Genomic DNA, 14,989 nt, shown 5'->3' with positions numbered 1-14,989 from the left:
TCACTTCCAAATTAGACTATTGTTCTGGGAATGTTTTATATTATGCATTCTTTAGAAAATGGTTATTTTTAAAACGGGCTAATGGTTTAAAAAGTGGGTAAAGTGTCTAGAAAGAAAGTGAGGGACTATCCACGGAGGGAAATCATGAATCGACAACAGCGAATGCGCTTATTTGAAGGTCAGGCTAGAGCCTTTACAACTGGAATAGTTGAATATATAAACAATCAATGGGTTTTCTTTGATGAAGAAACCGAGGAAGCATCAAGCCTCGATGAATATCTTCACCAAGAAATAGAAGTATTTAACAATAAATGCTGGAAAAAGGGAATTTTATTTGAGGAAGGGAAATTGGGTTTTGCTGATGATATTTATAAACTTAAAAACCAGGACACCATTCGAATCAAAAAGCATTTGATTTATTCCTTGGAAAGATTGCTGGAGGATCTCCATGATGATGCCTTCATTCATTTCATCACAACCCTAAACTCGCTAAAATTCTCCATTTTCGATTGTATATATTGCTACAATCATTTAACTTTTTTGAATAAAAATATTCCAAATACCGGTGTAAATTTTCTCGTATTTGATAATCAGGAGTTGATTTGTACAGTTCAGCATCACTTCACTTATTATGAAAAAAGCAGCGATCGCTTTGAATTCACATTGAACAGCGGAAAACGCTTGATTATCGAAAAGATTTCTTAAATAGAAAAGCGGAAGCGGCTTGCTCAGGGGCGACAGGCATAAGTCGAATCACGCAAGAGACGTTAGTCTCTGGAGGGATTCGGCTTATGACCCCGAGCCCCTAGCCGCTGGAGCTAGACAATCTGAAAAGCGGAAGCGGCTTGCTCAGCCCCGACAAGCTTAAGACGAGCCGGCCTAAAGGTTGTTCTTTAACCTTTTGGTCGGATTGGCTTAAGACCTCGAGCCCCTAGCCGCTGGAGCTAGACACTAGTCTAGTTTAACTGTACTTCTTATTATTGAACTAAGTCCGCATATCTTCTTTATTTTAAAAAGAAAAACCAGGTAGCCTATAAATAGGAGCTACCTGGTTTTTTTCAGCCTATCTTATTAAAAGAAATCAAAGCCGATTGGAAGTGATAATCCTAAATAAAGTACAACGACTAATGCAATCACAAATTGCGTCCAAGCTCCAGTCGCCTTTTCTTGTTTAGAAAGCTTTGCTAATACCATTTCCATTCCACCGATTACCCAAATTCCAACCGCTGCTTTCAATAGATGCATACTCCACATTGTGACAAGCATACCGCCAGTAAGGAAAATTAAAATATAGAAAACTCGTAAAATCATTTTCACGATTTTCGCGCCCTTTTCATTACCGCTTTTTTGAAGGGATACTGCCACAAAGAATAAAATAATTGCTAGTAACCATGCCGTGATATGTGCGTGAACCAATTAAATTTCCTCCTAATTTTCACATGATAATCATTATTAACAAAAACATCATATCACATCACGGAGGAAAATACTAAAAATAAGTTGTTAAACTTATAAACTAACTATTTTAAAACTTATTAAAAAAATAAATATCATCTATTTCTCTCTCTCTGATTTGAATAGCATTACTCTTTTTGAATATGTAACTAAGCGCCACAGCCATTCAACCGGTCCGTATGAAAATTTTCGCAGCCACAAAGTACTTAGCAAAAGCTGCAAAGCAAAAATAACCAAAACAAGTAAAGTCCCAGTAAAAAGTGAAATCTCCCCATACAGCCCAAGTCCATATGAATAAAATATCAAAGTTGCGATGATGGATTGAAATAGATAATTACTTAACGACATTTTCCCAATTGCTGCAAATGGCGTAAGAAGCTTCTGCCATTTTTCATTTTCAACCATGATAACAATGAATAACCCGTAAAAAATAGTTAAGAAAAATCCGCCAATACTATCTTGAGCATACTGTGCGGCAATATTTCCTTTCAACCAATACGGCAACAGCTTTATAATGAGGCCGACCGCCAATAGTGAATAGCACACCGCCGAGATCCCACGCTTATATTGACCTAATCTAACAAGCCATTTTTGTTTCGCCACTCCAGCACCGATTAACATAAATGGATAAATCGAGATAATAAAGAATGGTAGGTTTTCAAGCTTATTAGTAAAATACCAATCGATTACGCGCTGCGATGTAATTTCATAAAAGGTACCAGCCTGGTAAATCTCGAGCGATTGTTGAATAGCTTGATGATTATTCAGTTCAGATGGAATGCCTTGTCCCCCTAATGAAGCGAAAATTAATAATAAAGTTAATAGCAGGGTCGGAAGTCCATAAAGAGCCCCGCCAAAAATAAGCAAGCTTCGCCCTGAGAATGCTAGCATTGGCAATACAACGAGCCCTAACAACGCATACTCTATTAAGATATCACCGTGCCAAACAAAAAAAGCATGTAGAATTCCAATAAAAAGAAGCATCAATAGACGCCTAACTGCTAGCACCGAAAAGTTCATACCACGCCTTAAAGCATTTTCCCTAAAAATGACGAGACTAAAGCCAAACAGCAGCGAAAACAGCGGATAGAAGCTTGCTTGTGCAAAAATATCTATGAACATATAGGTGGCTTGATCTAATGGCTCATTCCACCATTGCAAAGGATCAATATATAGTAGTGGGGAATGGAATGACATCATATTTACTAGAAATATCCCGAGAATCGATACGCCACGTATAGTATCCAATGAAATGATTCTTCCACCGTCTTGTCTTGACACTTCCCCAACTCCTCTCAAATCCATATTTTCTATCGTACCATATAGAGAGTAATGTCCAAACAACAAAGGATAGACAGGCTTTTGCCAATCTATCCTTTTGTTTTATATATCATTGATTAAATTAGTTTACAAAACGAGTTACTTCTTTTTCACCAGTTTTCTCTTCCCAATAATCATTTCTTAAATGGATTTTTTGAATTTTACCTGATGCAGTTTTTGGTAATTCGTCTACAAAAGTTACGCCCGTAACAGCTTTGAAGTGTGCCAATTTTTCTCTTGAGAAAGCGATAACCTCTTTCTCTGTTAAGCTATGACCCTCTTTTACAACTACAAATGCGTGTGGAGTTTCGCCCCATTTTTCATGTGGTACAGCAATAACCGCAGCTTCAAGAATAGATGGGTGCTCATAAAGTGTACCTTCTACTTCAATCGAAGAAATATTTTCTCCACCCGAAATGATGATATCCTTTTTGCGGTCAACGATGTCGACATAACCGTTTTCGTCCATTGTTCCCATATCTCCAGTGTGAAGATAGCCGTTTTTAATCGTTTTCATCGTTTCTTCTTCATTTTTCCAATAACCTAGCATTACTCCATGACTTTTTACGACAACCTCACCGATCGATTGACCATCATGAGGAACTTCATCACCATTATCATCAACAAGCTTAACCTCAACGCCCATTTGTGCATATCCCGCTTTAGCTTTTAAACGATACTGGTCCTTCTTAGGTAAATGTTTAAGATGTGAACGCACAGTTGATACAGTCGCAAATGGTGATAGTTCTGTCATACCATAAACTTGAATGAACTCCCAGCCAAGCTCCTCTTCAACTCTTGTAATGAAAGCCGGAGGTGGTGCAGACCCTGCAACCACTACGCGAACATCCTGTTCAGCTTCTGGAACATTCTTCTCATAATATTGGATTAAGGCATTTAGAACCGTTGGAGCCATGTGCATAATCGTAACTTTATGTTTTAATATTTCAGCCCAAATTGTATCGGCAGTTGCTTTTCTCAAGAACACTTGAGATGCTCCATTGGAAGTGTAATAGAAAGGTGAACCCCATCCGTTAACATGGAACATTGGTAGGATATGCAATAAAACATCATTATCATTAACGCGCAGGTGATGCTGAGCACTTAATGCATGTAGGTAGTTATTGCGATGAGTTAGCATAACCCCTTTTGGATTTCCTGTCGTACCGCTTGTGTAAAGCAAGCTAGCAACGTCGTTTTCATCAAGTTCAACACGATTAAATGGAAGCTTAGGTTGATTTTCTAACCACGCATCATAACCGATTTCAGTTGTATCTTGTTCTTTGTAGTGCACAATAATTGCTTCAACTGTTTCAAGCTTGTCCTTAATTGGAACGATTAAGCTATAAAGATCTTGATCCACAAAAAGAACTTTAGATTCGCTATGATTTAAAATAAATAAGTAATCTTCCGGTTTTAGTCGGGTATTTAGCGGCACCATAACCGCACCTAATTGATAAACCCCGTAGAAACCTTCGTACATTTCTAGGCTATTAGGAGCTAAATATGCAACTCGATCACCCTTTACAACACCTAGTTCTTGTAAACCATGTGATAATTGGTTCACTCTTTCGTTTATTTCAGCATATGTAAACACTCTATTGTCACTAAAAATTGATGGTTTTGTTCCGTATAAGGATACTGCTCGATCTAAAAAACTCGTTAAAACTAATGGTACATTCATCCAATTAACCCCCGTAATTTGATTTAAATATTCAAAATATACTTTATTTTAACACAATTCTGTCTTCGTTCGACGGAATGGAATTTGCTAAATTCCCTTGTTATATAACACTATTCGACAGATTTATTAGATCAAATGTATGGGTTCGTTATCTTTTATCGAAATTGGGCGAATTAATCACCTTTCATCGCCTAATACATAGGATAGTAAAGAAATAATGAATAAAGGGTGTTTCGTATGCCAGCAATCGTTGGAGTTGTTCAAGTGATATCCATCGGCTCAAGTTCCGTTTTCAATATCGGTGACGTTTATAAAATCATGCCATTCGCCAACGCCAAAACTTTTTCTGGCGCCGGTTCCTTTAATACTGGTGATGGACTGAATGTAAACAACCATTACAGTTCGACGAATACCTATGATCAGGATTGTCTTGATCAAGGAAACTATTTGAATGTTTAGGTGATACGATGAACTTCTATATACAACAATCAATTCATATTAATTTTTTAAAGGTTTCTGGAATTTCCAACTCATCTGTCCTGCAAATTGGCAGCTCTGGGATCATTAAACCTGCATCCTATCTTTATAATACCGGCGGTTTCACTGCTCCGGCACCGGAGGCTTCAAAACCAAATGGGGTTAGCGGTGGGACATCAGTAACAAAGCCCCCTTCCGTTCCTTTAACATAACTAAGCTGGATAATGCGAGGTGATTGTATGTATCAGGAGTTTCAATATTATCTTCAACAATTACATGAGACCATCCAAAAGCAAGAACAACGAATCCAAGCTCTTGAAGGAACTGTGGCACAGCTAAGAATAGAGTTAGAAGAAGTGAAAGAAAAGCCAAAAATTAATGTTGAAAAAATTGAATATAAATTTGACCAATTAAAGGTTGAAACATTAGAAGGCACATTAAATATAGGTCTAAATCCTTCCGATTTACAAGGCATCGATAGTATGGAAATTAATCAAGCTGGTGCGCCTCCACCTGGAAGCTTCAATGACCCAAAAGGACAATTTCGCAATACGATTGAGCTTGAGGAGGAAGTGTACAACATTTTAGAAACTGAATTACCGACCTTAGTCACTAATGCTGAACAACGGGTCAATCAAAAGCTTGATGAGCAATATATTGATTTTATTAAAGAAGATATTAAAATTCAGATTCCTCCAAGAGTACAACATCACATTCGTCAAACGCCATTTGTGGGAGATGAACAGGAACGCGAAAGCTGGAAACAGGGCATTGTTAACAAGCTTCTTAAGGAAATGGAGAATGGAATCTGCACGTTCATCAACAATTTACCGAATAACATGAAAGGAATGAAGAACGAATGAACTTCCAGGTTTACAATCGCGAGCTTTGCGTGGGGCATATTAGGATTATTGGGGTATCTAGTTCTTCGGTACTATTGGTTGGAGATACAGAGTCTATTCAGCTTGCCTCTACCTTCGACACCCCGGCCGAATCGCTCATTATCGGTCCGTTCGTTCCGCTTGCTCCTTAAGAAAGGAATGTCGTAATGCTCAAAAGAACCTCATTTGTTGATTCACTAAAGGTGGATTCACTTCAATACAGCTCTATTATTCAGTTAGGCGATTCCTGTTATATTCAAGGGGGCAACCTGGCTTTGGCGGTGCAACGTGAGGAAGAAATCTTTTTGGGGCAGGAAGGCGATGTGCGTTCTTATCGCGTTTTTTCCGAACCCATCCTTTTGCCGTCCATTACAGAGCAGTTGTCCCTATCAACCAATAATCAAGCGTCAATTGGCATTAAAGTTGGAAGCATTGACATTCTAGGGGTTTCCTCCTCATCGATTGTTCACGTAGGCAATAGTAAAATTATTCAGATGGAGGCGCGCATTAAGCATATCCGCCACCTTTTACATGAGGGTGATTCTCCGTTCGGACAAGAAACCGAAGTATCACCGGGAGAGGAAAACTAATTCTGTAGAAAAAGGAGGTTTACTATGCCTGCTTTCGTTGGACCAGTCCAAGTTGTCAATATTAGTGGCGGAGTCGTGCAATTTGGAGATACGTTTCTTATTTCACCTAAAAATAATTCAAAATCTTATTCAGGCTCTGGTGCAGGAAATACTGGAGGATTCATCATTACCAATAATGGTGTCAACGGCACGAATGTCCTTGATCCAGACCTCGTTGACCAACCAAACATTGGGAATAACTGAGGGTTGTTGATTATATATTTATTTTAAAGTTAGCGGTTAGGATGGTAACAATCAAAAAACAAAAAAGACGTGAGAACCTCTGCTCACGTCTTTTTTGTTTACATTTTAACTACATGCCCGCCATCAAAAAAGAATAAATATTTCTCATCAATCTGCTTTTGTAAAATTGACTCGATTGCTCTTTCATAGAGTTGTAGCTGCAGTTGATAGCGCTCGCGTAATATCGGTTCTCCCTCGGCGAAGCCGCCTTTAAAGCGCGCTGTGATGGAATCCGTTTTATAATCAAGGAGAATCGTTTGACCGTACTCATCTTCAAATAGGCAATCGATAATCCCCTGAACAAGGACTGACTCATCATCACCCTGCCAAGCTATATAAACTTCGCTTGCTGGAAGTGAAACACTGAATGGAGTTTCCCGTCGGACACTTTTTGCCCTCAGCATACGCTTTCCAATTTCCGTATCAAAAAAGGCATTTATCTGCTCTAAATCAATCGCTTCCTTCTGTTCGACAGTCAGCAGTTCTTTTTCAAGCAACTCGTCGAGTAAATTTTCTAAATAAACCTCATTGATTGATCGAGTTAAATCGATTTGCTGCATTACCATGTGCATCGCCGTTCCGCGCTCAGCTGGAGTCAGTGCTTTTTCCTGCATAAACCGCGGCCGCTTAAAGAGCGGCTTCGTGAATTTCCTTTTTAGATCCGAACCGCTTTCAGCGTCAGACAGCTCCAGTTGTCGTTTCATTTCAGAAACAGATTGCTTAGCACGGTGCATTGCCGCCTCTGAAAATGGATATTTCCAAGATAGCTTCTCACCAATAATAGTTGCTGCATCAGTCGATACCGGCACTACCTTTCCGTCTTTAACATAGTTCAATAAGTTCGATTCTACTTCGGCTTGGTCAACCTCGAACTTTGCAACATCCTCAGCTTTCATTGTTATAATTTTCCACGAGGATGAATGCCACGTAACCTCGTCTGGAATCAATCCGGGAGCAATGCTTCCGCTATTCCCAAGTGTAGCCACAAAATCTTGATGTCGAACAAGGGCTGGGCCAATCCAATCCAAATAGGTTGAGGCAGTTGCTCGATGATAATCCGGTAGAAGCCAATCATTCTGAGCTCCAGTACTACCCCATTTATCTAACAGCTTCGGTAATTTTTTCACGGATCCGAGCAAGAATAATTTTTCCTTTGCCCGAGTTAACGCTACGTAAAATACACGCATCTCTTCAGCGAGCATTTCTCGCTTTAATTTACGCTTAAAGGCAAGCTGTGGTAATGATGAATAGGCGATCCGTTTCTCCGGATCAATGTACTTTGCTGCAAATCCAAATTCTTTATCCAGCATGTAAGGCTTTTGGGAATCTTTTTTATTAAAATTACGATTAGTTCCGGCAATAAACACCACCGGGAACTCAAGCCCTTTACTGCTGTGAATCGTCATAATCCGAACAACATCTTCTTGCTCACCAAGTGCCCTAGCTGTTCCAAGGTCATCCCCCCGCTCGCGCATCCGCTCAATAAATCGCAAAAAGCGGAATAGCCCACGGAATGATGTTGCCTCATAAGAACGGGCTCGATCAAATAACGCTCTTAAATTGGCTTGGCGCTGCTTGCCGCCCGGCATCCCACCAACAAAATCATAAAACTTAGTTTCCTTTAGCAGCTGCCAAATAAACTGCGATAAGGCCCCTTGTCTTGCTCGGGTCCGCCAGTCCGCCAATTGCTCCAAAAACAAGCGAACCTTTTCATACAATTCAGCAACAAACAATGATGGAGTTTGTTCACTAAACTCTACAAGAGCCTCATAATAGGCTCCATTTTTTTTGGCAATACGAATCTGTGCTAATTCCGCTTCAGATAAACCAACAAGTGGTGAACGCAATACAGAAGCTAATGGAATGTCCTGATATGGGTTATCGATCACTTTTAATAAGGAAAGCATAATTGACACTTCGGTAGCTTCGAAATAACCGGAGGATAAATTCGCATATACGGGAATTCCCTGTTGTTTAAATTCTTCGATGATTTGCGTTGCCCAACCGAACGACCTTAATAAAATGACGATATCACGGTACTTCACTGGATTTGATTGCTTCGTTTTTGGATTGTAAACGGTTTTGCGTTCCTCTATCATTTCACGGATTTTCTTCGCCATCACACGTGCTTCAAGCTGCGATTGCTCCAATTCCGCCATATCAAACACGGCTTCATCCCCAGCTGTATCTTCCTGATCCTCTGTATTCTCGTCCTGAGCTGAGCTACCTTGTTTTTCACTCTGTTCAATTAATATCAGTTCAACTGGAAATGAATCGTCAAGGGGATAGCTTGCCCCCAATTTCAACTGTGCCGCATCATCATACTCAATCTCACCAACGCGTACACCCATGATTTGCTTGAATATAAAATTCGTTCCATCTAGAACCTCTTTGCGGCTCCGGAAGTTTTGCGCTAAATCAATCCGTAAACCACTCTCATCTCCTCCAACAGTGAAACGGCGATATTTACCAAGAAACAAATTAGGTTCTGCAAGCCGGAACCGATAAATGGACTGCTTGACATCGCCAACCATAAATAGATTTCCGCATTCTTCGTTCCCACTTTTAACTAATTGCAGGATTGCTTCTTGAACCATATTCGTATCTTGATACTCATCAACTAGAACTTCTTTGAAACGATTTTGATAAAATAAAGCAGCGGCAGAGGGCTGCCTTGTTCCATCCTCTTGCAACTCTTCAGTTAGTATTTCAAGACAATAATGCTCTAAATCTGAAAAATCAACAAGACCCTTCTCTCGTTTTAAAGCAAGAAATCTTTCCGTAAACTCTTGTACAAGACCGACAATTGTTTCAACATACTGCTTCATCTCGATCATATCTTTTAGGAAGCTTTGTGGTTTTCGCATAAAGAATTCAGTTTGAATATCGGTTAGAATTTTTTTTGCTTTTTTCCGCAACTCTTGGGCCTTTTCAATTAATTCCGGATCATACTCGTCCCCTTTACACGTTTTCGCCCGTGCAAACGCGATTTTTTGGAACAACGAATAAAGGGCATCCCATGATTCATTTTTTGCGGCTATCAGTGCATCAACATATTCAATGTCACCAATAAAATTTTCCGCCCTAGGAGCTGGCCCCCCTGGCTCTTTCGTTAGTTGCAACCCCTGCATTAGCAACCCTTTTGCACCCTCAAGTTGTAACTCAATATCCTCTAAAATCAGCTCCGCAAAAGGGAGCTTCTCAATCGATGTTGTTGCTTCATCTACCTCGTACATTGCTATCATTGATTTCAAATACAAATCCGGAGCGGGATTAGAAACAGAAAAATTAAAAACATCCCCGATAATAGCTTGTAAGGCATCATCACTACGGTCATTTGTAAAGGCATCGACTAACGCAAAAAAGGGTTCATTATCATTTTTACCGTATTCATTTTCAAACAGTTCATCCATCACCTCATCGCGAAGCAATTGAACTTCTGTTTCATTAGCAATCCTAAAGCTTGGGTCCAAATCTATTAAATAGTAGTATTTTCGAATGACTTCAAGACAGAATGAATGCAAAGTTGAAATCGCTGCCCGATTCAATAAGGTAAGCTGTTTCCTTAAATGGATTGAGGTTGGGTCAGCTTGTATTGCTTTTTCGAGTGCTTCCCCAATCCGAGTTCGCATTTCCGCAGCTGATGCATTCGTAAATGTTACAACTAACAATTCATCCACATTGATTGGGTCATCGCTAGCAATAATCTTTTGAATCATCCGCTCGACTAGAACAGCTGTCTTACCAGAACCAGCAGCGGCTGCGACAAGGATGTCTTGATTTTTCGCATAAATTGCTTTCCACTGTTCATCTGTCCAGGTTACATCACTCGGTTTTGGAGGTATTATCGATTGTGCCAACTGATACATCCTCCTTTTGAATATTGTTTAATATTTCTTCCTTCGATAGTATCGGCAAATGGCGATACTCATTATTGGTTAAAGAAGGATCAAACTGGCAAATCGACTTAAATGAACAAAACGTACAAGATGTTTTATTTTTCATTTTATAAGGTGCAATCTCTACTGCACCTGCCAGCATTTGGTCCCCAGATTTCACATAGGTTTCCCGAACATAATTAGTAAACTGCTCAAATTCTGGCTTTGTAACGACTTTGGATCTGGAACGAATGCTACCATCCTTATTTATTCCCGCCGGGATTACTTGAGAATCTCCAGTTTCAAGCGTCTTGTCCATTAACTGGATGACATTTTGTTCGCCAAGAATCAACCCATTCATCTTGAACTGCTTTAAAATAGCTTGCTCGATTTCCTCTAAGCTCAGCATTTTCTTCGTTTGAATTAGTGGATCATGGACATGGAAATATAAGACACCTGCTGGAGTCGCCTGAGTCCCAACCAATTGCTTGGAGTGGGTAATCAAAATATCCAAATAAGTGAGCATTTGCAGTGATAGTCCATAATACATTTCACTTAAATTCAAATCGCGCTCGCTCGATTTATAATCTATCACTCGTAAATACACTTGATTACCCTCTATAGCCTTATCAACTCGATCAATTCTACCGACAAGCTCCATTCGCGTGCCATTTTTAAGCGTAAAACCAATCGGTGGCAGGTCGCCATTTGGTCCAAAGCCTAATTCAAGGCCAATTGGCGCAAAACCACTCGCTTTAGCATGCTCACTTAACACAAATGTTGCTCTACTAATAATTTTTTCTAGCTTACGTTTTAAATAAGCATGGCGATTGGAGCTAAGTAATATTTCGTGCTGTAGCTTTGGCGCAAGTACTTCGACTGCTTCATAAGCCAACGCAGCACATTCCGTCTTGGTCATGTTTTCCCAGGACAGATTTTTTTCATTCACGGTATCAGCAATCTGCTTTAACGCAGCATGAAACAGTTCACCTATGTCAGGGGCTTCAAGGCGGAACACTTGGCGATCTCGTAATTTCAACCCGTGATGGGCAAAGTGTGAAAATGGGCAACTGTGAAACATTTCCATTCGCGATACACTAGCCTGTATATGGTCACCGTACAATTCAAGACTATCCTGTTCACTCAGCTTGTCCGTTTTATTTTCATAAAATAAGCTTGAGAATACTTTTGCTGCTGGTCTGCGCCATGTATCGTTTTCGATATAATAATTATAAACATCCCACCAAAAATCATATATTGGGTAATGTTCCTTTTTCAGCTGCAATTGCGCTGTTAAATATGCTAAGGTTGTGTTTTTATTTCCGACATACTCCAACTGCTCTGCCTCGGTTAAGTCGGTCGGGTCAGAAACAAAGGAATACTGAGGTGCCTGAGGGAAAAGCTCCTGCATCCTTTTTAAGTAAGGCGATGGCATTAACGCCTTGCCTTCTTCATTAGCCATCGGATAACTTAAAAATAATTGCTCTTTAGGTAAAGTAAACGCCTTGTACGCTAAAAAATTTTCATCAAGCAATTTTGTCTTACTAGATGGAGCAAGCTTGATTCCCTGTGCCAGCAATGCCTCGCGATCTTCTTCGGCAAAAATCCCTTCATCATTTAGCTTTGCCGGCATAACTCCTTCATTTAAGCCGATGACAAACACCGCTTTCATTTCCTCTAAGCGGGAATTTTCCAAATCTGCAACAACAACCTGATCAAGTGCAGGTGGAACAAGTGAAAATCGGAGCGACTCAATCCCCGAATCGATGATTGCTGCAAATTTCTTTTGACTAAGTTTTTCATCACCAAGCATTTCCACGAACTGGTCTAACAGGTCAATAACGCCATCCCAAACCTGGTCATGCTCACGAGCTTTAATGAGCTTGCCGTTTTCTTCTTCAATTTGCTTCCATTGCTCCAGTTTGCTTGGAATCTCTAATTCTTCTAAAAATAAATATAATGCTTGCGCTAGCTCCCGACCGGTTTCTGCCTTTTTTAATCGTCGAGCTAACTGTAGTAGTGGTGTGGTAATCATCACGCGAAGCTCATTTAGCTCAGCCTCAATTCGCCGTTCACTATCGGTTTGTGGAAGATTTTCTAACTCTAAGCCCCGGAATTTACGATAAATCCACGGCTGTTTTCTCGTCCATCGATCACCCTGGATTCCGTAAGCGAGCACATAATTTTCAAGACGGTCCATTTGCTCTCGTAGCTTATAAGGATTTGCATCAACCGGATATAAAAGCTCCGTTTTCACGGCACGAAAAATAGGTTCATAGCGCCAAAATCCATTTAATATTTCTAGACTTGAACGTAGCAATTCAATTAATGGATGGTTTTGCATCGAGGTTTTTTGATCCAAATATAGCGGAATTTCGTTATCGGTGAAAATGGCTTCTATTACATCCCGATAGTCCTGTGCATTTCTCGTTAAAATGGCAATGTCTCGATAACGATAGTTTTCTTCAGCAACAAGCTTATTGATTTTTCGAGCAATCCCTTCGATTTCCGCCCTACGGTTTGCGGCCTGGATGATTGAAATGGCCGGTTCCTCTTGGTAGGACTGGACCGGTAGCATATCGAAATATTTTTCGAGATGACCAAATGCTTGATTTTTCCACCTTAATGGTTGGTTAAGCATTAGCGGCTCCTCACAGGTAATCCCCTCAGCCCGGACTATATCATAGAGCGTTTGACATGTATCACCAGTCATCCTAAATAGCTGCAGCTCATCCGGCTGTGCATCAGTATAAACTTGATCAAGTGTTAACGTAATCGTGACCCGTTTGCAATGCTTCATCAATTGTAAGAGCACCATATACTCTATCGGCGTAAAGCTATAAAATCCGTCTATATAAACTTCGGCATTCTTCAAAAATGTGGAGACTTGTGCCTTCTCTGCTAGTAGTTTAAAGTAGTCCTCTGAATCAATGTATTTATCTAATAATGCCTCTTCAAATTGCTGATATATTTTTTCAAGATCCGCTAATTTGTCTTGTAGCGAGTGGTGCTTTGCTAATTCAGTTTGTTTAGATGCAAGCTCTTCCGGTTTAATGCAATAACGCTTAAACTCGGTTAACAACTGCTCCATCTGTTCAATAAAGCCATTCTTATCGGCAGCTCGTTTAAATAAGTGGAGCTCGTCCTTTTGATCTTCAATAATTTTTCTAATCAGCATGCTGATACCAGTGCTAGATAGATGGTAGCGATTAAAACCGCCAGTTTCTTGCAGCACTTTCCAGGCAAGTCTGGTAAAGCTGTATACTTGGGCACGAATCATTCCATTTAGCTCAGGTGCAGTTGCCAGCCTCTGCTCTGATAGGAATGTCATTTGCTCCGGTACTAAATATATAATCGGGTCTCCGCCAGGTGCGGCTAGTAATTTTTCATGTATCTCATTAAGGCACGTTTCTGTCTTACCGCTACCTGAACGCCCGAGCATGAATCGAACAGACATAATTGTAATCCTCCTTTGCCTTGAAAAGCGTAAGCGGCTTGCCCAGGGACGACAGGAACAAGACGAGCCCTGCAGGAAATCCTGATTTCTGGAAGGGATTGTACGAAAAGCGGAAGTGGCTTGTTCAGGAGCGGTTGGCATAAGACGAATCACGCAAGAGACTGAAGTCTCTGGAGGGATTTGGCTTATGACATGAGCTCCTAGCCGCTGAAGCTAGACACGCTTGTGACCCGAGCCCCTAGCCGCTGGAGCTAGCCACTGCTCTTGTAAAAAGTCTATTCTTCTTTTTTCGAATTAAGCAATGTCTCTATCTTATCATTTTTACGGGTATTTTTGACGGTGGATGTTTCGTTAAATAATGTCAATGAGAGGGATAAAAAGTGGAATATGGAATGTGTAAATTTATTTCGAGTTTTAATTTACCTGGAGCTAGAATTTCCACTCTAGGTAAATTCATTTTCCGTTTTAATTTACCTGGAGCCGTAATTGGCACTCTAGGTAAATTCATTTTGCATTTTAATTTACCTGGAGCCGTAATTGGCACTCTAGGTAAATTCATTTTGCATTTTAATTTACCTGGAGCTAGCATTTCCACTCTAGGTAAATTCATTTTGCATTTTAATTTACCTGGAGCCCTAATTGGCACTCTAGGTAAATTCATTTTGCGTTTTAATTTACCTGGAGCCGTCATTTCCACTCTAGGTAAATTCAATTTGCATTTTAATTTACCTGGAGCCCTAATTTCCACTCTAGGTAAATTCAATTTGCATTTTAATTTACCTGGAGCCCTAATTTCCACTCTAGGTAAATTCATTTTGCGTTTTAATTTACCTGGAGCTAGCATTTCCACTCTAGGTAAATTCATTTTGCGTTTTAATTTACCTGGAGCCGTCATTTCCACTCTAGGTAAATTCATTTTCCGTTTTAATTTACCTAGAGCCATCATTTCCACTCTAGGTAAATTA

At 40.0% G+C, this 14,989-nt stretch carries 13 protein-coding genes; 7 read left to right on the top strand and 6 right to left on the bottom strand.

Features of this window, described 5'->3' with window-relative positions; all coding sequences use genetic code 11:
- Positions 1-144: 144 nt before the first annotated feature.
- Positions 145-705, top strand: a complete 561-nt coding sequence (locus tag FXW34_RS06710; RefSeq protein ID WP_147533199.1) for a DUF2777 domain-containing protein — start codon at positions 145-147, stop codon at positions 703-705.
- A 366-nt stretch (positions 706-1,071) separates the two neighbouring features.
- Here FXW34_RS06710 and FXW34_RS06705 read toward each other — a convergent pair whose 3' ends face one another.
- The 3 genes from FXW34_RS06705 to FXW34_RS06695 form a co-directional block, all read right to left on the bottom strand.
- Entirely contained in the window at positions 1,072-1,416 is a 345-nt protein-coding gene (locus tag FXW34_RS06705; RefSeq protein WP_147533198.1) for a YisL family protein, read from the bottom strand.
- A gap of 138 nt (positions 1,417-1,554) precedes the next feature.
- Positions 1,555-2,736 carry a DUF418 domain-containing protein gene (locus tag FXW34_RS06700; RefSeq protein WP_246140904.1) on the bottom strand — a complete coding sequence of 394 codons (1,182 nt, stop codon included), beginning with the start codon at positions 2,734-2,736 and terminating at the stop codon, positions 1,555-1,557.
- 121 nt (positions 2,737-2,857) lie between these two features.
- A complete protein-coding gene (locus tag FXW34_RS06695; protein ID WP_147533196.1) occupies positions 2,858-4,459 on the bottom strand; it encodes a long-chain-fatty-acid--CoA ligase in 1,602 nt (533 codons plus the stop codon).
- A gap of 237 nt (positions 4,460-4,696) precedes the next feature.
- Here FXW34_RS06695 and FXW34_RS06690 point away from each other — a divergent pair, with 237 nt between their 5' ends.
- The 6 genes from FXW34_RS06690 to FXW34_RS06665 are packed head-to-tail and all read left to right on the top strand — an operon-like array spanning position 4,697 to position 6,650.
- A complete protein-coding gene (locus tag FXW34_RS06690; RefSeq protein ID WP_147533195.1) occupies positions 4,697-4,918 on the top strand; it encodes a spore germination protein in 222 nt (73 codons plus the stop codon).
- An 8-nt stretch (positions 4,919-4,926) separates the two neighbouring features.
- Positions 4,927-5,148, top strand: coding sequence for a spore germination protein GerPB (locus FXW34_RS06685; RefSeq protein ID WP_147533194.1), 222 nt, complete (start codon positions 4,927-4,929; stop codon positions 5,146-5,148).
- A gap of 27 nt (positions 5,149-5,175) precedes the next feature.
- Positions 5,176-5,799, top strand: a complete 624-nt coding sequence (gerPC, locus tag FXW34_RS06680; RefSeq protein ID WP_147533193.1) for a spore germination protein GerPC — start codon at positions 5,176-5,178, stop codon at positions 5,797-5,799.
- Positions 5,796-5,969, top strand: a complete 174-nt coding sequence (locus tag FXW34_RS06675; RefSeq protein WP_147533192.1) for a spore gernimation protein GerPD — start codon at positions 5,796-5,798, stop codon at positions 5,967-5,969. Before gerPC ends, FXW34_RS06675 begins: the two co-directional genes overlap by 4 nt.
- A gap of 15 nt (positions 5,970-5,984) precedes the next feature.
- Positions 5,985-6,407, top strand: coding sequence for a spore germination protein GerPE (locus FXW34_RS06670; RefSeq protein ID WP_147533191.1), 423 nt, complete (start codon positions 5,985-5,987; stop codon positions 6,405-6,407).
- Positions 6,408-6,431: 24 nt separating this feature from the next.
- On the top strand, positions 6,432-6,650 hold the full coding sequence (locus tag FXW34_RS06665) for a spore germination protein (protein ID WP_147533190.1): 219 nt from the start codon (positions 6,432-6,434) through the stop codon (positions 6,648-6,650).
- Positions 6,651-6,748: 98 nt separating this feature from the next.
- Here FXW34_RS06665 and addA read toward each other — a convergent pair whose 3' ends face one another.
- From addA to FXW34_RS06650, 3 genes are all read right to left on the bottom strand, one after another.
- A complete protein-coding gene (gene addA, locus FXW34_RS06660; RefSeq protein WP_147533189.1) occupies positions 6,749-10,558 on the bottom strand; it encodes a helicase-exonuclease AddAB subunit AddA in 3,810 nt (1,269 codons plus the stop codon).
- On the bottom strand, positions 10,515-14,024 hold the full coding sequence (gene addB / locus FXW34_RS06655; protein ID WP_147533188.1) for a helicase-exonuclease AddAB subunit AddB: 3,510 nt from the start codon (positions 14,022-14,024) through the stop codon (positions 10,515-10,517). Before addB ends, addA begins: the two co-directional genes overlap by 44 nt.
- Before the next feature lie 361 nt (positions 14,025-14,385).
- On the bottom strand, positions 14,386-14,967 hold the full coding sequence (locus FXW34_RS06650) for a hypothetical protein (RefSeq protein WP_147533187.1): 582 nt from the start codon (positions 14,965-14,967) through the stop codon (positions 14,386-14,388).
- Between the last annotated feature and the right edge of the window lie 22 nt (positions 14,968-14,989).

This window comes from Bacillus marasmi (genome assembly GCF_902168435.1).
Classification (GTDB): Bacteria; Bacillota; Bacilli; order Bacillales; family Cytobacillaceae; genus Bacillus_BU; species Bacillus_BU marasmi.
The sequence above is the reverse complement of the archived record's forward strand: the minus strand, read 5'-3'. Positions and strand labels throughout refer to the sequence as shown.